At 60.7% G+C, this 23,459-nt stretch carries 18 protein-coding genes and 1 tRNA gene; 6 read left to right on the plus strand and 13 right to left on the minus strand.

Annotated features, from left to right (window positions below; translation table 11 throughout):
* The first annotated feature begins 3 nt into the window (after positions 1-3).
* The 3 genes from ACYUCQ_RS10075 (at position 4) to ACYUCQ_RS10085 (ending at position 4,989) form a co-directional block, all read left to right on the plus strand.
* Complete coding sequence (locus ACYUCQ_RS10075) at positions 4-1,281, plus strand: D-alanyl-D-alanine carboxypeptidase family protein (protein ID WP_460254397.1); 1,278 nt, start codon at positions 4-6, stop codon at positions 1,279-1,281.
* A gap of 192 nt (positions 1,282-1,473) precedes the next feature.
* Positions 1,474-3,555, plus strand: a complete 2,082-nt coding sequence (gene fusA, locus ACYUCQ_RS10080; RefSeq protein ID WP_460254398.1) for an elongation factor G — start codon at positions 1,474-1,476, stop codon at positions 3,553-3,555.
* Positions 3,556-3,801: 246 nt separating this feature from the next.
* Positions 3,802-4,989 (plus strand): SEL1-like repeat protein, encoded by a 1,188-nt coding sequence (locus tag ACYUCQ_RS10085; protein WP_460254399.1) that lies wholly within the window; start codon positions 3,802-3,804, stop codon positions 4,987-4,989.
* Here ACYUCQ_RS10085 and ACYUCQ_RS10090 read toward each other — a convergent pair.
* From ACYUCQ_RS10090 to ACYUCQ_RS10150, 13 genes are all read right to left on the minus strand, one after another.
* Entirely contained in the window at positions 4,986-6,368 is a 1,383-nt protein-coding gene (locus ACYUCQ_RS10090) for a class-II fumarase/aspartase family protein (protein ID WP_460254400.1), read from the minus strand. The genes ACYUCQ_RS10085 and ACYUCQ_RS10090 overlap by 4 nt on opposite strands.
* A 17-nt stretch (positions 6,369-6,385) precedes the next feature.
* Entirely contained in the window at positions 6,386-7,135 is a 750-nt protein-coding gene (locus ACYUCQ_RS10095) for an amino acid ABC transporter ATP-binding protein (protein ID WP_460254401.1), read from the minus strand.
* Positions 7,136-7,137: 2 nt separating this feature from the next.
* Positions 7,138-7,869, minus strand: coding sequence for an amino acid ABC transporter permease (locus tag ACYUCQ_RS10100; RefSeq protein WP_460254402.1), 732 nt, complete (start codon positions 7,867-7,869; stop codon positions 7,138-7,140).
* Between the two features lie 23 nt (positions 7,870-7,892).
* Positions 7,893-8,720 (minus strand): ABC transporter substrate-binding protein, encoded by an 828-nt coding sequence (locus ACYUCQ_RS10105; protein ID WP_460254403.1) that lies wholly within the window; start codon positions 8,718-8,720, stop codon positions 7,893-7,895.
* A gap of 34 nt (positions 8,721-8,754) precedes the next feature.
* A complete protein-coding gene (locus tag ACYUCQ_RS10110; RefSeq protein ID WP_460254404.1) occupies positions 8,755-9,675 on the minus strand; it encodes a hypothetical protein in 921 nt (306 codons plus the stop codon).
* Between the two features lie 53 nt (positions 9,676-9,728).
* Complete coding sequence (locus ACYUCQ_RS10115; RefSeq protein WP_460254405.1) at positions 9,729-10,634, minus strand: LysR family transcriptional regulator; 906 nt, start codon at positions 10,632-10,634, stop codon at positions 9,729-9,731.
* 67 nt (positions 10,635-10,701) lie between these two features.
* Positions 10,702-11,550, minus strand: coding sequence for a sulfite exporter TauE/SafE family protein (locus tag ACYUCQ_RS10120; RefSeq protein ID WP_460254406.1), 849 nt, complete (start codon positions 11,548-11,550; stop codon positions 10,702-10,704).
* A 57-nt stretch (positions 11,551-11,607) separates the two neighbouring features.
* The gene (gene lptB / locus ACYUCQ_RS10125) at positions 11,608-12,381 is read right to left on the minus strand and encodes an LPS export ABC transporter ATP-binding protein (protein ID WP_460254407.1); all 774 of its coding nucleotides are present in this window, start codon (positions 12,379-12,381) and stop codon (positions 11,608-11,610) included.
* Positions 12,378-13,418, minus strand: a complete 1,041-nt coding sequence (locus tag ACYUCQ_RS10130) for an LptA/OstA family protein (protein ID WP_460254408.1) — start codon at positions 13,416-13,418, stop codon at positions 12,378-12,380. The genes lptB and ACYUCQ_RS10130 overlap by 4 nt, the downstream gene beginning before the upstream one ends.
* On the minus strand, positions 13,415-14,110 hold the full coding sequence (gene lptC, locus ACYUCQ_RS10135) for an LPS export ABC transporter periplasmic protein LptC (RefSeq protein WP_460254409.1): 696 nt from the start codon (positions 14,108-14,110) through the stop codon (positions 13,415-13,417). The genes ACYUCQ_RS10130 and lptC overlap by 4 nt, the downstream gene beginning before the upstream one ends.
* Positions 14,111-14,163: 53 nt before the next feature.
* Positions 14,164-15,165: a KpsF/GutQ family sugar-phosphate isomerase gene (locus ACYUCQ_RS10140; protein ID WP_460254410.1), complete on the minus strand. Its 1,002-nt coding sequence runs from the start codon at positions 15,163-15,165 to the stop codon at positions 14,164-14,166.
* A 95-nt stretch (positions 15,166-15,260) separates the two neighbouring features.
* Entirely contained in the window at positions 15,261-15,914 is a 654-nt protein-coding gene (locus tag ACYUCQ_RS10145; RefSeq protein WP_460254411.1) for a ribonuclease D, read from the minus strand.
* An 85-nt stretch (positions 15,915-15,999) separates the two neighbouring features.
* Positions 16,000-16,085, minus strand: a tRNA-Leu gene (locus tag ACYUCQ_RS10150).
* A gap of 203 nt (positions 16,086-16,288) precedes the next feature.
* Here ACYUCQ_RS10150 and ACYUCQ_RS10155 point away from each other — a divergent pair.
* The 3 genes from ACYUCQ_RS10155 to gltB all read left to right on the plus strand — a co-directional run bounded on the left by ACYUCQ_RS10155 (position 16,289) and on the right by gltB (position 23,421).
* Positions 16,289-17,224 carry a complex I NDUFA9 subunit family protein gene (locus tag ACYUCQ_RS10155; protein WP_460254412.1) on the plus strand — a complete coding sequence of 312 codons (936 nt, stop codon included), beginning with the start codon at positions 16,289-16,291 and terminating at the stop codon, positions 17,222-17,224.
* 206 nt (positions 17,225-17,430) lie between these two features.
* Complete coding sequence (locus tag ACYUCQ_RS10160) at positions 17,431-18,894, plus strand: NAD(P)-dependent oxidoreductase (RefSeq protein ID WP_460254485.1); 1,464 nt, start codon at positions 17,431-17,433, stop codon at positions 18,892-18,894.
* A gap of 3 nt (positions 18,895-18,897) precedes the next feature.
* Positions 18,898-23,421, plus strand: a complete 4,524-nt coding sequence (gene gltB, locus ACYUCQ_RS10165) for a glutamate synthase large subunit (RefSeq protein ID WP_460254413.1) — start codon at positions 18,898-18,900, stop codon at positions 23,419-23,421.
* Positions 23,422-23,459 lie beyond the last annotated feature (38 nt).

Raw genomic sequence — 23,459 nt, forward strand, 5'->3', positions numbered from 1 at the left:
GCCATGATTGTTTCTGCCCGTCTTTCGCTCCTTTCGCTGATCGCCGCCGGGTTGCTGGTTGGCGCGACGCCCGGCCTGGGCCAGGCGGGCGCGATGCCGCATCATCCGATTGCGCATAAAATTGTAAAAAAATCGGGTAACAAGCCGGGCAAGGCCGCGCCGGTAGCGCCGCCCGCGCCGGCGGGACCGCCGCCGGTGGCGCCGCTGGCTTTTGCCAACACGCCGGCACCGCCGGAACTGCCGAACAGCCCGAGCTATATCTTGATCGATGATCAGACCGGCGCAGTGATTGCAGAAAAATCGCCCAACACGCCCTGGCCGCCAGCGAGCCTGACCAAATTAATGACGGCGTATTTGACCTATCAGGCGATTGCCCATGGCACGATCAAGCTCGATCAGGCGGTGCCGGTGAGCGTGACGGCGTGGCATACGGGCGGTTCGCGGATGTTCATTTCGCCGAGCATGCACCCAACGGTTGATCAGCTTTTGCATGGGCTCATCATCGATTCGGGCAATGACGCGGCGGTGGCGCTCGCGCAGGCGGTGGCGGGTAATCGCTCCGCTTTTGTCGGGCTGATGAACCATGCGGCGGCGCAGCTTCAGATGACGGGCACGCATTATACCAATGTCGATGGGTTGCCGGACCCTGATTTGCACACCACGGCGACCGATTTGGGCATTTTGTCGCGCGCGATCATTGCCAAATATCCGCAATTTCTGAAAATTTCGGCGGAGAAGCATTATACGTTTGATAAAATCCGGCAGCGGAGCTGGAACCCCGTGCTGTTTCGCGACAAGACCGTGGATGGCTTGAAAACCGGGCGGACCAAGGCGGCGGGGCGTTGCATTGATGCGACAGCACTGCGCAATGGCCGCCGGTTGATTGCGATTGTGCTGGGCGGGCCGAGCTTCAAAGCCAGCACCAATGATATCGAGGCACTGCTCGATTACGGCTATCAATTTTATGCCGATCAAACGATTGTCAGCGCGGGCAAGATATTGGCGACTGCGCAGGCGCCGACGCTCGAACCGGCCTCGTTTCCGGTGGGGGCGGCCAAATCGCTGGTGATGACGTTGCCGGTGAATGCGCAATCGGTGTTGAAAACCAACGTGGCGCTGAACGGGCCGTTCAAGGGGGCGATTGCCCAAGGGGCGGTTGTTGGCACGATTACGGTCAGCGCCAATGGCAAGACGATTGCGACGGTTCCGGCGGTGGCGCTGGCGGCGGCGAAGCCGGCGGGATTTTTCACGATGTTGGTGCGGCGACTACATCATTTGTAAGGATTTGCGGGCTATGCACGGCTCTTGCGCTTGCCAATCGGGCTGGGCCGTCGCATAAGCCGTTCGACGGTTGGCATGGTGCCAGCCACTCGGGTGCGACACCGGTTATCTGCGCCGGTGAGCGCGCCTGTTCTGTTATGCCCGAGGTGAAATAGCCGAGGGTGATCCACCGCTGAGCCTGGAGTTACCCGCATGTCCAGCACGCCGCTCGACAAGATTCGCAATATTGGCATCACCGCGCATATCGACGCGGGCAAAACCACCACCACCGAGCGGATCCTGTATTATACAGGCGTGTCGCACCGGATTGGCGAGGTGCATGATGGCAACACCACCACTGATTATATGGATCAGGAGCGCGAACGCGGCATCACCATCACCTCGGCGGCGGTGACCTGCGAGTGGAAAGATTATCGGATCAATATCATTGATACGCCCGGCCATATTGACTTCAACATTGAGGTGAACCGCTCGCTGCGCGTGCTCGATGGTGCCATTTTCATTATCGAGGGCGTGGCCGGCGTGCAGCCACAATCGGAAACCAATTGGCGCTTGGCCGACCGGTATAATGTGCCGCGGATTATTTTCATCAATAAGCTGGATCGCACCGGCGCTGATTTCTACCGGGCGTTCGATACGTTGAAGGAGAAGCTCGATATTGTCGCGCTGCCCTTGCAGCTGCCGATCGGGATTGAGGATAAATTCATCGGTGTGGTCGATCTGGTCGAGATGAAGGCCATTATCTGGGAAGGTGGCGAACTCGGCGCGAAATTCCATGATGAGCCGATTCCGGCGGATATGCTGGAGAAGGCGAAGGAGCATCGCCAGACCCTGCTCGATACCGCGCTCGCCGTTGATGATGCGGGCATGGAAGAATATTTCGACAAGGGCGATGTTTCGGTGGAGACGCTGAAGCGCGCGATCAAGACCGGCACCATTTCGGGCGCGTTCCGCCCTGTTTTGTGCGGCACGGCGTTCAAGAATAAGGGCGTGCAGCCTTTGCTCGATGCGGTGCTCGATTATTTGCCGAGCCCGGTTGATGTGCCTGGCATTAAGGTTGCGGTGGATGAGGGCGAGGAAGAGGGCGATCATCAGCGCCGGATCAAGGCTGACCCGTCCGCGCCGTTTGCCGGCCTCGCGTTCAAAATCATCAATGACAAATATGGCACCCTCACCTTCGTGCGCGTTTATGCCGGTACGCTGAAATCCGGCGATACGGTGATGAACACCACCAAGGGCGAAAAAGAGCGGATTGGCCGGATGTTCCAGATGCACGCCGATAAGCGCGCGGAAATCAAGGAAGTGATCGCGGGCGATATTGCGGCGTTCGTGGGGCTGAAAGACACCGGAACCGGCGATACGCTGGCGGCGGCGGAAGACCCGGTGGTGTTGGAGCGGATGGCGTTCCCGGTACCGGTGATTGATATTTCGGTGGAGCCGAAGACCAAAGACTCGGTTGAGAAAATGACGCTGGCGTTGCAGAAGCTCGCCGGCGAAGATCCTTCGCTGCGGCTGAAAACCGACCAGGAAACCGGCCAGACGATTTTGTCAGGCATGGGCGAGCTGCATCTGGAAATCATTATTGACCGGCTGAAGCGCGAATATGGCGTGGAGGCGAATATTGGGGCGCCGCAGGTGGCTTATCGTGAAACCATCGCGCGCAGCCATACCGAAACCTACACCCACAAGAAGCAGTCGGGTGGTTCGGGCCAATATGCTGAGGTCAAGATTATTTTCGAGCCGCTGGAGCGTAACCAGGGCGTGGTGTTCGAAAATAAGGTGGTCGGCGGTGCGGTGCCGAAGGAATATATCCCGGCGGTCGAAAAGGGCATTCGGGTGCAGGCCGATACGGGCGTGCTCGCGGGCTTCCAGACGGTCGATTTCAAATATACGCTGGTTGACGGCAAATATCACGACGTCGATTCCAGCGCGCTCGCGTTTGAAATTGCCGCCAAGGCCTGTTTCCGCGAGGGGATGAAGAAGGCCAACCCGATCATTCTGGAGCCGATCATGGATGTGGAGATCACCACACCGCAGGATCACGTGGGCGATGTGGTGGGCGATTTGAACCGCCGCCGTGGCATGATCCAGAACCAGGAAAGCTCGGGCAGCACCGTGACGGTGCGCGCTTTGGTGCCGCTGAAGGAGATGTTTGGGTATATTTCGCATCTGCGCAGCATGACCAAGGGCCGTGCGTCGTTCACCATGCAGTTCCATCATTACGAGCCGGTGCCGCGCAATATCGCTGACGAAATTATGGCGAAAAGCGCCTGATACCCCACCGCGATTTGCGGGATGAGGCGCGTGCGGCTTCGCTGATCGCGGGGCTTGGAGATCAAGAAGCGGGCCAGTCAATGGCCCGCTTTTTTTATGGGCGGATCAACCCGCCGTTACCAAGTGATGGGATTGGCGCGCGGTGATTGGCGGGCTAGATCAATAACATTGATCGGCAAACAAGGGTTAGAGCGTGATTGATCGTAACCAATCACGCTCCAGTAATGGGGCGGGAGATATAATTTGATGACGACGAAATTTGACGCGTTGTGGGCCCGGCTGATGCCAGGGCCGACAATCATGCATATTTTAACCCATCCGCTGACGAGCTATTGGCATTTTCTGACAAGCGTGTTTCCCCTAGCCGGCAGCTTGATGTTCCATGCGCCGCTCCCCAAGCCGTATCCTGTGCCGGTTTGGCATCGCAGTGGCTTATACATGCCCCCGATCAGCGGGCCGCAGGCCTTGCGGCTCACCGAATCGACCGATGCGCATACCCGCGATTTGGGGGAAATTTTCGTCGCAATCGAACAGGTGAGCGGCCATCGGCAGGCGATCAATTTGGCCACCGAACTCGGATTAGCGACGCTGGAGCAGCGGTGCGACAACGACCCAGACCGATCTGCGCGGGCCTATGCCTGTTATTGGCTTGGTATTCTGCGCAGCCAGAAGGATGCGCATGATCCGACCGTACGCGATGAAGCGGCTGCGCAAATTGCTTTTGCCAAGGGTATTGCGGCGGGTTCGGCGCAAAGCGCGTATCAGGTTGGGGTGATGTTGAAATTCGACCATGATGGACCGGCGGCGCCGGCCTTGCGGGCGGCTCTGGCGCACGCGCAAGCGACGCTGGGCGAGCGGGCGCGCCCTGGCATGTCAACCGGGGAAGCGCTGATCAGGCTGTCGGCGGCGCGGGGCTATCACACGGGATGTTATCAATATGCGGAGGATTTGATTTCCGATTATTTCAAGCTGCGCCACACCCATCCGGCGGCGGCGCGCCTGTTGCACCAACGCGGGGCGCGCTGGATGGTGACGGCGGCGACGCTGCCCTACCCCTCGGAAAGTGCTGAGCGTTATTTGGGTGATGCCTGGGCGAACGGGTTTTGGCATCTGCAGGTTTCGAAAGATCAAGCAGCACTCTGGTATACCAAGGCGCTGCATAATGGCAGCCCGCGCGCGGGTGTGGCGCTGGCGCAGCTCTATGGGGCGCGCGAGATCACCCCGCCATCACCGCCATCGGCGCCGGTGCGCGCCTATGCGGATGCGTTGATCGCCGCGGTACTGACGCGTGCGGGCAGTGCTGAGCATGAACGCGCCGCTCAAGTGCAGAACCTGGTGAGCGCGCCACTGGATGCGGCCCAGCGTCATCAGGCGTTGGCCTATGCCCATCGGCTGGTGGCGCAATATCCGCGCCTGAGCCAAGCGATGCCTTAGTCGCTGGTTTTTGTGGGAGGCTGGGCGAGGGCGGCGCGCGCGGCGCGGGCCATCTCTAGAGCGAGCGTTTCGCTGAGGCCGGTATAGCGCGCGGGATCGAGGGCGTTGCGCACCAAATCGGCGGTGACGCTGGGCGGGAGTGATGGATCGGCCATGATGGCGTCGGTCAGCGAGATATGACGATGCAGGGCTTCGTGTACGGCGTGATGCACCACATCATGCGCGCGGCTGCGCCCGAGCAAGGGAGCGAGCGCCATCATGGCGTTTTCCGAGGCGAGGAACTCACCGGAGCGGGTTAGGTTTTCGTGCATTTGCATGGGGTGCAGGCCGATGCTGCCGATCAGCTCGTCCATCATGGTGATCAGCTCATAGGCGAGGGGGCAGGCTTGATCGACCATCGCCGAGATCATCTGGTTGTGCGCGCCATCGCCCTCGAAGGTGGGTTGCATGGCCTCCAGCGCGAGGGGCACTTGCGTGCGCAGGCGGGCCGCTAACGAGAGGACATGCACGGCGATTTTGGAATTGACCTTGTGGGGCATGGTGCTGGAGCCGACCACGTCATCGCCGAGGGTTTCGGTGACTTCATCGATTTCATCAGCCATCATACTGTACAGATCGCGGGCAATTTTTGAGCAGGTAGCGCTGAACAAGCCCAGCAGCAGGATATATTCGGCGAAATAATCAAGCCCGGCGCGCGAGGGCACGGTGAAATAGCCAAGGCCGAGGCGGGCGGCGAGATTGCGGTTCAGCTCTGGGCCGAGCGGGCCGATCGCGTGCATCGCACCGACCGCCCCACCCCATTGCGCCGAAAAGACCCGAGGGGCGGCCTGCGCGAAACGCTCGCGATGGCGCAGCCATTCTTCGATCCAGCCCGACACTTTGAAGCCGAAGGTGATGGGCAAAGCGTGGCGCAGATTGGTGCGCGCGACGATGACGGTTTTGGCTTCACGTTCGGCGAGATCGGCCAGTTTTGCCAAAATATCGTCAAAGCCTTGCATCAGGGCGTAATGGGCTCGCTGCATCAGCAAGGTTCGGCCTGTTTGCACGACATTTTGCGTGGTCGCCCCCCAATGCACATAGCCGCCGGCCTCGCCGGAGCAGGCGGCGGCGAGGCTGCGGGTGAGGGCGACGATGGGGGCCCGGGTGCGGGCGATATCGGCGGCCAGGGCGGCTTCATCGAGACAGTCAACGCGGGCTTTGGCGCGGATTTCGTGCGCGGCCTCAGCGGGAATGATGCCAAGGTCGGCTTGGCTTTCCGCCAGAGCGGCTTCGACATCCAGCCATGATTGCCACAAAGAGCGGCGGGCGAACAAGTCGCGGATTTGCGCGACGCTGGGGCGGGATGGGCCGCCGGGTTGGCTCATAGTGGGTTGGCTCATGATGGATCCAGACAATGTTAGAGAACCTGATCGAGAAATTGCTGCAGACGCGGGCTTTGTGGATGATCGAACAAGGTGGCGGGGGGGGCGGTCTCGATGATTTTGCCACGATCCATGAAGATCACTTGGCCAGCGGCTTCGCGGGCAAAGCGCATTTCATGGGTGACGACCAGCATGGTCATGCCGGAGGAAGCGAGATCGCGCATGATGGCGAGCACGCCTTTGACCAATTCGGGATCAAGGGCCGAGGTTGCTTCATCGAACAGCATGATCGCCGGTTCCATCGCTAACGCGCGGGCGATGGCGACGCGCTGTTGCTGGCCGCCTGAAAGATCGGTCGGGCGGCGACGTTCAAGACCGCGCAGCCCAACATCGCTCAGCTTCGCCATGGCGCGCTCTTCGGCTTCGGCACGCGGCAGGCGGCGGACTTTGCGCAAGGCTAACGCGACATTATCGAGCACGCTGAGATGGCCGAACAGGTGAAAATGCTGAAACACCATGCCGACGCGGGCGCGAATCGCATCGATATTCACACCGGGATCGGTGATGGTGATGCCATCGACGATGATGCGGCCTGCTTCCGGGCGCTCGAGCAGATTGGCACAGCGCATCAGCGTGGATTTGCCGGAGCCGGACGGGCCGATGATGCAGGTGGTCATGGCGCGCGGAACATCGAGGGTGATATCATCAAGAACCTTCACGGTGCCGAAGGATTTGACGATATGCTCAAAGCGCACGCCGCCGGTTGAAGGGTCCATCGGGGGCATTCCTATAACGCTGTGCGCGCGCGGGGATTGGCGCCGAGGCGCAAGCGGCGCTCCCAGGCATTGACCGCGTAGGTCATCGGCACGGTGAGGGCGAGGTAGATCAGGCCGGCGGCGGTGAGCGGGGACAGATTGGCATTATTGATGGCGGAATCCTGCGCGATTGAGAACAGATCGCGCTGGGATGCAGTTAAACCCAACAAGAATACCAGCGCAGTGCCTTTGATGACCAGGATGAACTGGCCGGTGAGCGGCGGCAGGACGCGGCGGATGCCTTGGGGGATGATGATAAACAGCATGGTTTGGGCGCGGCTCATGCCCAGGGTCCGGGCGGCTTCGATTTGGCCCCGCTCGACCGATTGCAAGCCAGCGCGGAAAATCTCGGCCATATAGGCACCCTCGATCAGCCCGATGGCGAGGGCGGCATAAGCGTAGGTATCATCACCGAACAGGCTGAGACCGGCGAGCGGCAGGCCCTGGCCGATGAGATAGATGGTGAGAATATGCGGCAGGCCACGCAGAATATCGACATAGAAGCGGCAGAGCAGGCTGATCGAGCGGCGGCTTGAGATCAGGCCGATAGCGATGATCAGGCCAATCACGATGCCGATGAGGGTCGCTAACAACGCGAGGATAAAAGTGTTGGGCAGGCCCACACGCAGCAGGCTGGGCATGACCCGCGCGATCAGGTGCAGATCGAAAAATGTCTGCTGGATGCGGAGAAGACCTTTGAGCATGGGACTGCCTTGTTCACATTCGGTTATTTTTGTTGCCCATGTTCATGCGGCATGCCGGGATAGCGGGCATAGAGCGGGTTGGGGATGGTGACGTTGCTCGGGTTCCATTTCTCAAACAGCGTGGTGTAGGTGCCGTTTTTCATCAATGTGGCGATGGCGGTATTCAGGGCGGCGCGTAATTTTGGGTTGGATTTGGCCACTGGGAAGGCCGCTTCACCGCTATTGACGATTTGCGATTCGCTGAGCCCGTGATGTTGGGCAACCAAATGATCGGCGGTGGCGAGGCCGGTGAACAAGCCATCGACCTGATGGGCCAAAAGCGCGTTGGTGCTCGCGGCGATGTTAGGGAATTGCTTCACTTTGACGCCGGGCGCGATGCGCTGAAGCAGCGGGATCAGGGCGCTGCCTTGGGTGACGGCGATGGTTTTTTTTGCGGCCCCATCGATTTTGGGAATTGGCGCATCGGTGCGACTGACCAAGCGTGCCTCGGCATAGCCGATTGGGGTGGTGAAATCGACGATTTTGCGACGCGGTGGCGTGACCAAAACCGGGAAAGCGGCGCTGTCATAGACGTGGTTTTTCACCGAGGGGAGCATGCTGGCGAAGTCGGTCGAAACAAATTCCACTTTCAGGCCAAGTTGCTGGCCGATGGCTTGTTCAAAGGCGACCAGGAAGCCGCTGGGCTTGCCGTTTGCGATGAAGGAGATCGGCTTGTCATCGGTGCGGTAGGCGATAGTGAGGCGGCCTGGATGCACCGTGGGGATCGGTTGGTTGGCATGGGCGATGAGCGGTGTGTTTGCGAGCAGGGCAGCCAGCGCGGTGATAGGCAGGATAAGCGATTTGATATTCATTGTGGTTTCCTCCGGATTTTGGTTTTGACGCGGATTAGGGGCTGGGCCAGAAAACGGGTTTGGCTTGTGGATCGGCGAAAAGTTTGGCGGGTTCGTGGGCGATGTTGGGGATTTCGAGATAGTGATGGCGCAGAGTGGTGCCGTGGCGTTGGCGCAGGCTGGCCCAGAAATTGCGGCCACGCTCCAGCCGGTTGGCGCCTTGGCTCATGGCGGCGGGTGAGCGATCCAGCATCGCGTGTTGCGGATCGTTATCGCGCATGCCGAGCAGATAATGCACATCGCGCTTGATATAACGCTGTTCGAGAGCGGCATCATCGAGTGGGGCACCATAGGCGGGGCGGCCATCAAGGCCGTATTTCCAGTATGTAGCGTGCGCGCTGGCGGGGGCCGCGTGCGGGCGGTCCGGCCCGAACCAAGCATAAGAGGATGGGTTGGCGACGACAAAGCGAACCGGGTGCGGTGTGTGCGAAAGAATGGCGAAGCGTTGCACCAATTGGCCGCCGCCGGAATGACCGGCAATGATGATCTGCTCCAGGGCAGGATAGAGGCTGGGATCGGCCAGGGTATCGATCAGGTGATCGAGGGCGGCGAAGGCGCTGATTGGCACCGCGCCTAGAGCGTGCTCGCCCTGCATCCAGGCGGTTTCGTGCCAATGCAGGCTGTTGGGCGGGAGTTGGTGATGCGCGATGTCGGCAGCGGTGAGAAATTGCGGTGCGATGACCATCACATCGGCGGCGTCATCGCAAAAGGCGGTGGCGGCGAGGTCCGCGTAAAACGGCGCGTCGCGGCGGCGGCCATGGATGATGATGATGGCGCGGCGGGCGGTGCTGGCGGTGGCGCCGCGCCGGGCAAGCGGCATCTCGCCGATTGCGGCATCAAGCGTGCCGGCGCGCAGCGTCAGGCGGCTCTCGCCGATTTCGGTGGTGTGAGCGGTGGCGAGTTGGGTTTCGACCATGGCGCGAACATAGCGCGTTGCCGCGCGGGGCCAAGCGTTTCTTTACGCATTATTCATAAGCTGGGCTTATGGATCAGCCGCCGCGCGAGGCGCAGGGTTTGGCGCAAGGCGGGTGCTGTGTCGCTCCGGCGATAGAGCAGGGTTAATTCGGTGGTGAAGGCCTGGGTGATGGGCCGATAGGTGACACCGGGGACGCCGAAGCGCGCCATGGTTTCCGGCACCAGGGCGACGCCAACGCCGGCACCGACCAGGCAGAGCATGGTAGCGATTTGTGGCACCGTATGGATGATTTTGGGCTCGAACCCGGCCTTGGCGCAGGCGGTATTGACCCATTCGCGCAGGCCGCCGCTGGGTTGCCGCAGATATTGGATGAAAGGCGCGTCGCGCAATTTGGCGAGGCTGCAGCGCGGCGCTTGAGCGAGCGGGTGGGTTTCGGCGAGGGCCACGATCATGCGTTCGCGCGCCAAGGTCAGGCTGGTGAGGCTTGCGCCGAGATCGGGCAACGGCGAGCGAGCGATGCCGAGATCAAGCCGGTACTGGGTGAGTTGTTCGATCTGGCTGGTCGCGGAGAATTGATCGATCTGGAGCGTCATCGGGGGTTGGTCGGCACTGATAGCGGCGATCAGGGCGGTGAAGGCGGGGTGGAACGCGGCGGAGCCGACATAGCCGGCGGCAAGGCGTTGCGCGGTGCTGCGGGTGTTGGCGTCCGCGAGGCCGGTCAGGCGGTCTGCTTGGTCGATGAGCAAGCGCGCTTCGATCAGAAGTTTGGCGCCGGACTCGGTGAGGCGGGCGCGGCGGCTGGTGCGGTCGAACAGGGCGGTATGCAGGGTGGCTTCGAGCGATTGGATCAATTGGCTGAGGGCAGGCTGGGACAGGCCAAGCTGGTCGGCGGCTTGGGTGAAATCACGGGCTTGGGCAGCGGCGGCAAAGGCGCGCCAGTGGCGGAGTTCGGCACTCATGGCGGCTCCAAGGATGCGGTCGGCGGGGCGGCGCCGTCAATATTGTGATAGCAAGGATGAGGATTTTCTAGCCGCCGGCGGCGATGATACCGCCGATGATCAGCAGAAAAACCGCGAAGCTGCGCTTAAGCGCCCGCCCGGAGAGGCGGTTGGCGACGCGCACGCCGCTGCGCGCGGTGAGGGTTGAGGCTAGGGCTGCGGTGATGGCGGCGGGGAGATAGACGGTGCCGACCAGACCCCAAGGGTGGCCCAAAAGCTGGGACTGGCCGACGTCATGGGCGACGGGGTGGCGGAGCAACATGTTCAAGGCGGCGGCGGCGCAGGCGATCACGAGGCCGCAGGCGGCGCTGGTGGCGACGGCGCGAACCGGTTTGACACCCAGGCTGATGAGCAGCGGGACGGTGAGCGAACCCCCGCCGATGCCAACGATTGATGAGACGGTGGCGATGACGATGCCGGAGGGAAACAACCAGTGCGAACTGGGGGTGTAGCTATGCTCGCGCTGGGTTTTTTCACCGCTGAACCCCATGCGCCAGGCGGTAACGGCGCAAAACAAGGTGATGGCGAGGCGGAGCATCAACCCACTCATGAAGCCTTCGAGTTGGCTGCCGATCAAGGTGCCGATGACCATGCCGGGGGCGAGCCGGACCCAGGTGGCGGCCATGATATTGCCGGTGCGGTAATGGGCGATGGTGGAGGCACCGAATGTCAGCACCATGCCCGCGAGCGACGTGCCTACCGCGACATGGATGATGTCCGGGCCGACGACGCCGGATGCGGGGAGTGTGACGGTCAGCGCCGCGACGATCAGCAAGCCGCCGCCAATACCGAGCAGCCCGCCGAGAAAACCGGCGGCGGCACCGGCGAGAGCATAAAGCAACAGATCCGCGAGGAATAATGCCAACGGTAAGTGCATGGATTACCGATCAGGTCTCATGACAGGTTGATAATGGGGGTATGGGGCAGGCGAAAATCAGAGGATAAAACGTTCGCCGAGATAAACCCGCCGCACATCGCGATTGGCGACGACGGCGTCTGGTTCGCCTTCCATCAGCACCTGGCCTTCGTGCAGAATATAGGCGCGATCGATAATTTCCAGGGTTTCGCGGACATTATGATCGGTGATGATCACGCCCAGACCGCGATCTTTGAGATGGGCGACGAGATCACGAATTTCGCTGACGGCAATGGGATCGATCCCGGCGAGCGGTTCATCGAGCAGGATATAGCGCGGGTTGGTGGCGAGGGCGCGAGCGATTTCGACGCGGCGGCGCTCGCCGCCGGACAGGGCCAGAGCGGGGGTGCGGCGCAGATGCGAAATGCCAAATTCGGCAAGCAATTCATCAAGCAGGGCGGCGCGACGATCGCGGTCAGGCTCCACGACTTCGATGGCGGCGGCGATGTTTTGCTCGACGGTGAGGCCGCGAAACACGCTGGCTTCCTGGGGTAGATAGCCAATACCGAGCCGCGCCCGGCGATACATGGGTAGGGTGGAGATATCCACGCCATCGAGGGTAATCGTGCCGCTATCGGCCTGGATCAGCCCGACTAGCATGTAGAATGTGGTGGTTTTGCCAGCACCGTTGGGGCCGAGCAGGCCGATGGCTTCGCCGCGCCGGAGCGAGAGCGAGACATTGCGCACCACGGCTCGCTTGCGGAAGGTTTTGCCCAGGCCGGTGGCGATCAGGCCGGCCCCCTGCCCTGCCCTGTCGCGATAATCCTCGGTGACGCGCAACGTTTCGTTCATGGCGCGGGTTTGGCTTGGGTTTGCGGCGATTTGACGGCAGGTTCGGCCCCGGGTTTGGCCCCAGGTTCGACTACTAGGGCCGCGGGCGGCGCCGAGTTGGGCAGCACCACCCCTTGCACGCGCTGGCCGGGGGCGGCGAGCAAGGTGGCGATGCCGGTTTTCATGTTGACCCGCGCCTTGCCGCCGGCAAGTTCGTTCGGGCCCCGGGTGATATGGACGTTGCCGGTAAGCACGGCGATGCCGGTGGCCGGATGATAAATGCCATGATCGCCGGTTGCGATATCGGTGGCGGTGCGCACGATGACATGGCCTTCGGCGACAACTTTGCGCAATTTTCCGGCAGCTTCATTAGCCCCTGGTGCGGTGGCGGAGGCGACCGGCGCGCCAGAACCGGCAGTGAAATAGCCGGTGAGCTGGTCAGCCTGGATGGAGCGGTGATCCTTGGTGACCACTTGGGCGTCGCCAAGGGCGACGGCGCGATGGTCTTTGGACCAATATTGCAGCGCCTTGGAGGCGGTGATGGTATCCGATGGGGTGATCAGGCGCAGGGCCTTGCCGGTGAGGACCAATTCGCCGCTGGCCATATGATAGATGGCGTGATCGCCGAAGGCTTGGTCGGTGTTGGTGAAAATATGCACCTGACCGATCGCTTCGAGGGCGGTGAGTTTGGACTGGCCTTGATCGAGGCCGGCCAGCGGGTCGCTGCTGGTGGTGGGTGATGGTGGGGTGGGTGTTGGTGAAGCGGGCGACGCAGGGGTTGGGCGGCTGTTCGCGGCGTAGTGGGCGACCAGTTGGTTGGCGGTGATGGTGACATTGCCGCGCACAGCCTTGGCGTCGCCATTGGCGGTGATGGTGCGGGTTTTTTGATTCCAATCCAGCCCGTTCGCGGCGGTGATCTGGATCGGCTGCGGCGGCGCGCCGGGAGTGGTGCTTTGGTCAAAACCAAGTGATTGGGCATGGGCGGCGCCCAAGGCGATCAAGCCGAGCAGCGGGCCGAGCAGCAAGCCGGGCAGCGGACGGCGCAAAGCGACCCTCATTTCGCTGAGCTCGCGGCTATCGGTGATGGAGGCGGCGCCGCGCCACCGATCAGGGTGAGGGCAACCGGGCCGTTGAAATGCACGACGGCACCGCGATTTTGGACGGAGAAACCATCGGCGGCGTGCAGCGTGCCGAACGGGCCATAGGCGAGCACTTTGTCGGTGCCGCTGGCGGTGCCTTGCTGCATATTGACCAGGGCGGCGTGGGTTTTCATGGTGGTGCCATCGGCGCGATACAATGTGACATCGCCGCCAAGCCCGAGCATGCCGGTTTGTTGATGATACAGCCCATGCTCGGCGTTCAACCGCAGCCACGCTCCGGATTTGAGCAGGATATCGCCTTGCGGGCGTTGCAGTTGCAAGTGGTTTTGGGTGATTTGGGTGGCTGTTGTTGCGGAGATCGCGAATTTTTCGCCCTGATTATTGACGCCGTGATAGCGCGCATCGCTGACCCGCGAGATGGGCGCGTGCGGCGCCGAGGCGCTGGTTTTGTGATAGCTGAAGCGCCCGAAGGCGGTGCCTGAGCGAATATCAGGCAGCACGGCGAGGGCGACGAGCAGCAGAACCGCGAGAACCGGCAGGATGCGCTTGGCCAGGGCGACGCGGCGGCTGCGCACGGGGCCGGGCAGGGTCTCCGCCGGATCGTGGCTGATCGCGGATAAGAGCGGGTTATCCGGGGTTAGCTTTGACATGTCGCTTCCCTTCACGCTCATGGTCTCACGCTCATTGGTTCACGTCGATCGGCTCACGCCACACCGGCGCGGAGCAAATCATGGATATGCACAATACCCACGACCAGGCGGTTGGAATCAACGACAAATAGCGACGTGACTTTCGGGTTTTGATCGGTCATCGCGCGCAGAGCATCCTCGGCCAGCGCATCAGGGCTGATGACCCGTGGCGAGGTGGTCATGATGTCCGCGACCGGACGCGATAATAAATCCGGCCCCATGGCGCGGCGAAGATCGCCATCGGTGACAACGCCGAGCAAATGCCGTGCCTCGTCAATGACACCGAGGCAGCCGAAATGTTTTTCGGTGATCCGCAGGATCGCCTTGTCCATGGTCAGAGAGCCGGGTGCGAGGGGCACGGCGTCACCCTCATGCATTAATTGATGGACGCGCTTGAGGCGCGCACCGAGCTTGCCGCCGGGATGGATTTGGCCAAAGGCGGCGCTGGTAAAGCCGCGCCGTGCGAGCAGGGCGACGGCGAGCGCATCGCCGAGGGCGATTTGCATGGTGGTGCTGGTGGTTGGAGCGAGGCCAATCGGGCCGGCTTCGCGCGCTTGGGGCAGCAGCAGGAGCACGCTGGCGGCTTGCGCGAGCGTGCTGGTGGCGCGCGCGGTGATGGCGATCAGGGGCAGGCCGATGCGCCTCGCATGGGCGATGATGTCGGCCAGTTCGGCGGCTTCGCCCGAATTAGAGAGGGCCAGCACCGCATCGCCGGGGACGACCATGCCGAGATCGCCATGGCTGGCTTCGGCGGGGTGGACGAACAAAGCCGGGGTGCCGGTGGATGCCAAGGTGGCGGCAATTTTGCGCGCGACGTGGCCTGATTTGCCCATGCCGGTGACCACCACGCGGCCAGTGACCCGCTCTAGCGTTTCGACGGCTTCGGTGAAGCGGTGATCGAGCGAGGCGGCGAGGGCGTTGAGGGCTTGGGCTTCGGTGGTCAACACATCCCGCCCGATGGCGATATCCCCGCTATCGGTGGCCTCGGCCCGGCCTAGGGTCCGGCTTGTTGTCATGTCTCTGTATGCGTCCGGCGGCGATGCCGGGTCAACAGAGGCGGCGCAACCAATTGTAATTGACGCCGTCGGGTATGCGGGGGGTATGCGGCGGGTTAATGGCTGAACAGATCAGGGTCGTCATAGCCAAGCAAATCCAGGGCGCCGCGGGCGGGCAGGAAGCGAAAACAGGCCTCGGCGAGGGCGCGGCGGCCTTCGCGCAGCAGCAGCGCGTCGAGCTTGGCCCACAGCGCGTGCAAATGCAGAACATCCGATGCGGCATAGGCGCATTGCTCGGCGGTGAGTTCCGGCGCGCCCCAATCGCTGGTTTGCTGCTGTTTGGAAATTTCCACGCCCAGCAAATCGCGGCATAAATCCTTCAGCCCGTGCCGGTCAGTATAGGTGCGCACCAATTTCGAGGCGATTTTGGTGCAAATGACCGGGGCGACCACCACGCCGAGCGAGCGGCGCAGCATGGCGACATCGAACCGGGCGAAGTGAAATAATTTGGTGACGGCTTGATCGGCCATCAGGCGTTTCAGATTAGGGCAATCATCGCCACGTCCGCCGAGTGTGGTGGGGATCAGTTGCACCAGATGCGCTGAGCCATCGCCGGCGGAAAGCTGGACGAGGCAGAGGCGATCACGCCGCGCTTCGAGACCCATGGTTTCGGTATCGACGGCGACTATGCCGGTGAAGGCGACATGGTCGGGCAGATCGTGCTTGTGCAGATGGATGGTCGCGCCGTTGGCGAATAGGGTTTCGCTCATCGCTATGCTGGGTCCAATCAAGATTGGCGGGTGGCCGAGGGCAAGATTGTCGGGAAGCCGAGGGCTGCGCTTGGTGAATGAAGGGTGGTGCCCAGGAGAAGACTCGAACTTCCACAGCCTTGCGGCCACAGGTACCTGAAACCTGCGCGTCTACCATTTCGCCACCTGGGCCGGTGCACCGAATGATGGTCGCTCTAGCGAAGTGAGCCGGGCGCGTCAATTGCGGCGATGCCGCGCAGATGCGAGCAGCGGGGCGTCTGGCGCTTTGGTGATCACGGGTTAAATATCGAGGGCCGCAATTTCTGTTCTGAATCGACCCACTTATATGGTAGGGTCAAAACATCGCTGGGCCCCTGACTGGACAAAGGATTTTTATGACAACGCACAAGATTGCCACGGTGTTTGGTGCGGCTGGGTTTATTGGCCGCCATGTGGTGAAACGGCTGGCGGATCGCGGCTATGTGGTGCGTGCGGCGGGGCGCGACACTGAGCGGGCGGGGGCGTTGCGGCCTTTGGGCAGCGTTGGCCAGATTGTGCCGCTTTATGCGCCATTGACCAGCCCGGCGGCGGTGCGGCGGGCGGTGATGGGGGCGGAGTGCGTGGTGAATTTGGTGGGCATTCTGGCTGAGAAAAAAGCCGGGGATTTTGATCGCATCCATCATGTCGGGGCGGGGCTGATTGCGGCTCAGGCCAAGCAGGAGGGGGTGGCGCGGCTGGTTCAGGTTTCGGCGATTGGAGCAGACCCGACGAGCAAGAGCAAATACGCGGCCAGCAAGGGCCTGGGTGAAGCGGCGGTGCGATCAGGGTTTGCCGAGGCGGTGATTTTGCGGCCTTCGATTGTGTTTGGCCCGGAAGATCAGTTTTTCAATCGGTTCGGGGCGATGGCGGTCTCGGCGCCGGTTATGCCGGTGATTGCCGGAGCGACGCGGTTTCAACCTGTTTATGTCCATGACGTGGCGGATGCGGTGATGGCGGCGATTGAGCGGCAAGACAGCGCGCCGCTTTATGAATTGGGCGGACCGGATATTCGTAGTTTTCGTGAGTTGCTGGTGTATATTTTGCACGAAACCCACCGGGCGCGACCATTGCTGCCCATTCCACTCTGGGCGGCTGGCTTGCAGGCGGCGTTGTTGGAGCGGTTGCCCGGCAAATTGCTGACGCGCGATCAGTTGCTGCTGCTACAATCGGATAATGTCGTCGGGCCAGGGATGCCGGGGCTGCGGGAGTTGGATATTACCCCGACGCCGATTGATTTGGTGGTGCCGAGCTATCTGGCACGGTACCGGCCACCGGGGCAGCAGAAAATTTAAGTCCGTTTTCGATCCTATTTTTAGGTTTTTTTGATCTATTCGATTTGTGCACGGCTGAAAATCATAATTTTATGGCATACTATATGTCTTAACTGCGTTTTATTGCTAGATTTATCGATTTTAGGGAGGTAAATGAAGCAAAACCCTTCCTCTTGCCGATATGGAGTTGTGCAATGGCGTCTAGCGATGGGCCGGTAAGTTCGGCGATGGGTGCGCAAGCGCCGTCCGCACTGCCGAAAATGCAGCGTTTCATCGTCCAGCCGCAGCAAACGCCGGCGAAACGGGCGGTGGATGAGCGGGCGCAGGATTTTGACGAGATTTATCGGGGTTTTGATGCCAAGGCCGCCGCAACCCAGGCGAGCCGCTGCGGGCAGTGTGGGATTCCGTTTTGCCAGATCCATTGTCCGCTCGGGAATAATATCCCCGATTGGCTGAAATTATCGGCAGAGGGGCGGTTGGAGGAGGCGTATGAGATTTCCGCAGCGACCAACACGTTCCCGGAAATCTGTGGCCGAATTTGCCCGCAAGATCGGCTCTGCGAGGGCAATTGCGTGATCGAAAAAGGGTTTGAGAGCGTCACGATCGGCGCGATCGAGCGGCATATTACCGAGACGGCGTTTGCCGAAGGCTGGGTGCGTCCGATCCGCCCCAAGCGCGAGCGGACGGAGTCAATCGGGATCATCGGCGCCGGGCCGGCGGGGTTGGCGGCGGCGGAAGCGTTGCGCCAATGGGGCTATCAGGTCACTGTGTATGACCGGCATGACCGGGTTGGCGGCCTGCTGATTTACGGGATTCCGGGCTTCAAGCTGGAAAAATCAGTGGTGGAGCGGCGCACCGCCTGGCTGATTGATGGTGGTGTGAAATTTGAATTGAACACTGATATTGGCGGCGCCATGCCGTTTGCGACGTTGCGGGCGCGGCATCATGCGGTGCTGATTGCGACCGGTGTGTATAAGCCGCGCGATATTGGCGGGCCGGGTTCGGGGCTGGCTGGCATTGTGCCGGCTCTGGATTATTTGATCGCCTCGAACCGCAAAGGGCTGGGCGATGATGTGCCGGAATTTGATTCCGGCGCGCTGAATGCGGCGGGCAAGCATGTTGTGGTGATTGGCGGCGGCGATACTGCGATGGATTGTGTGCGGACGGCGGTGCGCCAGCACGCAACATCGGTAACATGCCTGTATCGGCGCGATCGGGCGAATATGCCGGGTTCGTTGCGCGAAGTGACGAATGCCGAAGATGAGGGTGTGCAATTTCGGTGGTTAGCCGCGCCCGAAGCGTTTTTGGGCGATCGGCAGGTGACCGGCTTGCGGGTGCAGCGGATGCGCCTTGGGTTGGCCGATGCTTCAGGGCGGCAAGCGATTGAGCCGATGGATGGCGGTGGTTTCACGCTTGATGCCGATTTGGTGATCAAGGCGTTAGGCTTTGATCCAGAAAATTTGCCGAACGCTTTCGAGCAACCAGGGCTTACCGTGACGCGCTGGGGAACTTTGGCGATCAATCCTGCGAGTTTCGAGACCACTTTGCCCGGTGTGTATGCAGCCGGAGATATTGTGCGCGGTGCGAGCTTGGTGGTTTGGGCGATTAAGGACGGGCGCGACGCGGCTTCTGCGATCCATCGGCGGTTGCAGGATCAAGCGACTTCTTCAATGGCGACGGCGGCGGAGTGAACAATGACCTTTGAGACGGGTGCGGAATTTCTGGCGTCTTGGCGCGCAAATGCGGAGCGGTTGCGCGGCAGCTATAGCCCTGAGCAAGAGCATGATGCGTGTGGCGTTGGGCTGATTGCCGCGTTAGATGGCAAAAAGCGGCGCGATGTGGTGCAGGCTGGCATTGATGCGCTGCGGGCCGTATGGCATCGCGGTGCTGTGGATGCCGATGGGAAAACCGGCGATGGTGCCGGGATTCACGTGGAAATTCCACGCGATTTTTTTGCCGATGCCGTGGAGCGCGGCGGCGACCGGGTGCATCCTGGCCCGATTGGCGTGGGAATGGTGTTTTTGCCCAAGACCGATCTAGGCGCTCAGGAAACCTGCCGACAAATTATCGAAACTGAAATTCTCAAGCTCGGTTATCGCATTTACGGCTGGCGGCAAGTGCCGATTGATGTTGCGTGCATTGGCGAAAAGGCGAATGCGACGCGGCCAGAGATTGAGCAGATTATGATCCATAATGCGCTGAACCGGCCGGAGGCGCAGTTTGAGCTCGATTTATATATTATCCGCCGGCGCATCGAGAAGGCGGCGATTGGGGCCCAAATCAATGAGCTCTATATTTGCTCGCTGTCATGCCGATCAATCATTTATAAAGGCATGTTTTTGGCGCAAAGCCTGACCGATTTTTATCCCGATTTGCTGGATGAAAGGTTTGTTTCCCGATTTGCCATTTACCATCAGCGCTACTCGACCAATACGTTTCCGACCTGGCGGTTGGCGCAGCCCTTTCGGATGTTAGCGCATAACGGCGAGATCAATACGCTCGCCGGCAATGTGAATTGGATGAAGAGCCATGAAACGCGGCTGGCCGCCGGACCGCTCGATGGACATCTTGATGATATCAAGCCGGTCATTCAGGCTGGGAGTTCGGACACGGCAACGCTGGATGCGGTGTTTGAATTGCTGGTGCGCGCCGGGCGTGATGCGCCGATGGCCAAGACATTATTGATCCCACCGGCACCAGGGATTGATGCGATGATGCCACAGGCGCATCGCGATTTGATCGGCTATTGTAACGCGGTGATGGAGCCTTGGGATGGGCCGGCGGCGATTACGGCAACGGACGGGCTAACGGCGATTGCCGGACTTGACCGGAACGGGCTGCGACCCTTGCGTTATACGATTACCACCGACGATATGCTGATCGTGGGGTCCGAGACCGGGATGGTCAAGCGTGACGACAGCGATATTCGCGAGCGTGGCCGGGTGGGACCAGGTGAGACCATTGCTGTTGATTTGGCGACCGGGCAATTCCGCCGTGCCAGCGCGTTAATGGATGAATTGGCGAGCCGCCAGAATTTTGGCGCCTGGACGCGGCGGACCACGGTTATTGACCGGCTGGTGAAAACCGATGCACCAGAGCCTGTGCGTTTCGAGGCGGCGGAACTGCGCCAGCGCCAGCGCGTTGTTGGCTTTACCTTGGAAGAATTGGAACTGCTGCTGCACCCGATGGTCGAGGAAGCCAACGAGGCGGTGGGGTCGATGGGCGATGACACGCCGATTGCGGTGTTATCGACGCGTTATCGCGCTCTGCATCATTATTTCCGGCAAAGCTTCTCGCAGGTGACCAACCCGGCGATTGATAGTCTGCGTGAATCACAAGTGATGTCGCTGAAGACCCGGCTTGGTAATTTGGGCAATGTGCTGGATGAAGATTCGAGCCAGTGCGATTTGTTGCAGCTTGACAGCCCAGTATTATCGACTGCCGAATTTGACGCCATGCGGACCTATATGGGCGCTTCAGCCTGTGTGGTCGATTGCACCTTTTCGGCTGCCGACGGCGAGGCAGGATTGCGCGCGGCTCTTGAGCGGATTCGCCGCGAAGCGGAAGAGGGGGTGCGGGAAGGATGCACCCACGTTATTTTGACTGACGAGGCCTTCGATCAGCATCGCGCCCCGATCCCGATGATTTTGGCGACCGGGGCGGTCCATACGCATTTGGTTCGTCAATCGCTGCGCACATTTACCAGCCTGAACGTGCGCGCCGCTGAATGCATGGATGTTCATTATTTCGCGGTACTGATTGGTGTGGGGGCTACGACGGTCAATGCGTATTTGGCCCAGGAGAGCATTGCGGACCGGCATCGGCGTGGTTTGTTTGGTGATGTTTCCTTGAAAACCTGCGTTGGGCGCTACAAGAAGGCCATTGACAAGGGATTGCTGAAAATTATGTCCAAGCTGGGCATTTCGGTGATTTCGTCTTATCGCGGCGGCTATAATTTCGAGGCCATTGGGCTATCGCGTGCGCTGGTTGCCGAATTTTTCCCTGGCATGCCCTCGCGAATTTCCGGAATTGGTTTGCCGGGTATTGCCCATAAAATCCTGGAGCTGCATGAGGCAGCTTGGCAGGGCGATGTGATTGCCCTGCCCGTTGGTGGGCTTTATCGGGTGCGGCGCAGCGGTGAGACCCACGCGTTCGAAGGCGATATGGTGCATGTGCTGCAAACCGCCGTGGCGACCGACAGCTACACGCTCTATCGCAAATATGCCGATGCGGTACACAGCCAGCCACCGGTTGCATTACGCGATTTGCTTGATTTTCGCACCGAAGGGCGCGCACCGATCCCGGTTGACGATGTTGAGAGCATCACCGAAATTCGCAAGCGGTTACTCGCTCCCGGCATTTCCCTGGGCGCACTCAGCCCGGAAGCGCATGAGACGTTATCGATTGCGATGAACCGGATTGGTGCGCGCTCTGACTCGGGCGAGGGCGGGGAAGATCCTGAACGCGCCACACCGCGACCCAATGGTGATAACGCCTCGTCAGCGATCAAGCAAATCGCATCGGGCCGATTTGGGGTGACTGCTGAATATTTGAATAACTGCCGCGAAATCGAGATCAAGATTGCGCAAGGCGCTAAGCCGGGTGAAGGTGGACAATTACCGGGCGCCAAAGTCACGGAATTGATCGCAAAACTGCGGCATGCCACGCCGGGTGTGATGCTGATCAGTCCGCCACCGCATCATGATATCTACTCGATCGAGGATTTAGCCCAGCTTATTTATGATTTGAAGCAGATCAACACTGAAGCGAGTGTATGCGTTAAGTTGGTTTCGCGCTCGGGGATTGGCACGATTGCCGCTGGCGTGGTGAAGGCTGGTGCGGATTCGATTTTGATTTCCGGCCACTCCGGCGGCACCGGGGCCAGCCCGCAAAGCTCAATCAAGCATGCTGGCCTGCCCTGGGAGATGGGATTATCCGAAGCGCATCAAGTGCTGATGTTGAACCGGCTGCGGCATCGGGTGCGGTTGCGCACCGATGGCGGGATCAAAACAGGGCGCGATGTGGTGATTGCGGCGATGCTCGGCGCCGAGGAATTCGGTATCGGCACCGCTTCGTTAGTGGCAATGGGCTGCATTATGGTGCGGCAATGCCATTCCAACACTTGCCCGGTGGGTGTGTGCACGCAAGATGAGACGTTGCGGGCGAAGTTTGACGGCTCGCCGGAGAAGGTGATTAACCTGTTTTCATTTATTGCCGAAGATGTCAGGCAGATTTTAGCGTCGCTCGGTATGCGCAGCTTGAGCGATGTGATTGGCCGGAGCGATTTGCTGCGGCAGGTTTCGCGCGGCGCGGATTATCTGGACGATCTGGATTTGAACGCGATTTTGGCGCAGGCCGACCCTGGGCCTTATGCGCGCCATTGCACCCGCGTCGGCCGGAATGAGGTGCCAGAGTCACTCGATGCGCAAATGATTACGGATGCACAGGGCTTTTTTGATCGCGGCGAGAAAATGCAGCTGCAATATGCGATTCGCAATACACATCGCGCAATTGGCACCAAGTTTTCTTCGCGCATTGTGCGCGAAAAGCGTGGCACCGAATTGCAGCCTGACCATGTCACGGTGCGGCTGCGTGGTTCAGCGGGCCAATCGCTGGGCGCATTTGCGGTGCGCGGCCTGAAGTTGGAGGTCTTTGGCGATGCCAATGATTATGTTGGCAAGGGTTTATCAGGGGCGACGATTATTGTGCGCCCTGCCCCGTCCTCGACGCTGATCAGCCAACAGAACACGATTATTGGTAACACCGTGCTCTATGGCGCAACGTCGGGCCGACTATTTGCTGCGGGACAGGCGGGGGAGCGATTCGCGGTGCGTAACTCTGGCGCGATTGCAGTGGTTGAAGGCGCCGGCTCCAATGCTTGTGAATATATGACCGGCGGGACGGTGGTTGTGCTCGGCCCGGTGGGTGGCAATTTTGGCGCTGGCTTCACGGGTGGTGTGGCCTTTGTTTATGACGAGGACGAGAGTTTTGAGCGACGGATCAACCCCGAAACCCTTTCCTGGCAGCGCGTGCCGAGTGGCTATTGGGCGGAGCATTTGCGCGAATTGGTCGGCGAGCATGCGCGCGAAACACAAAGCCGGTTTGCCGCGATGCTGCTGAATGATTGGGACCGGGTGTTGCCACGCTTCTGGGTGGTGGTGCCGCGTGATTTCGCGACACGACTCCCGGTGCCGTTAAAGGCCGTTTCCGCCGCCTAAGCGTCGCGCCTCCACACCGGCCTGATCAGTAGTTCGGT

It is taken from the genome of Acidiphilium sp. MT5, assembly GCF_054767495.1.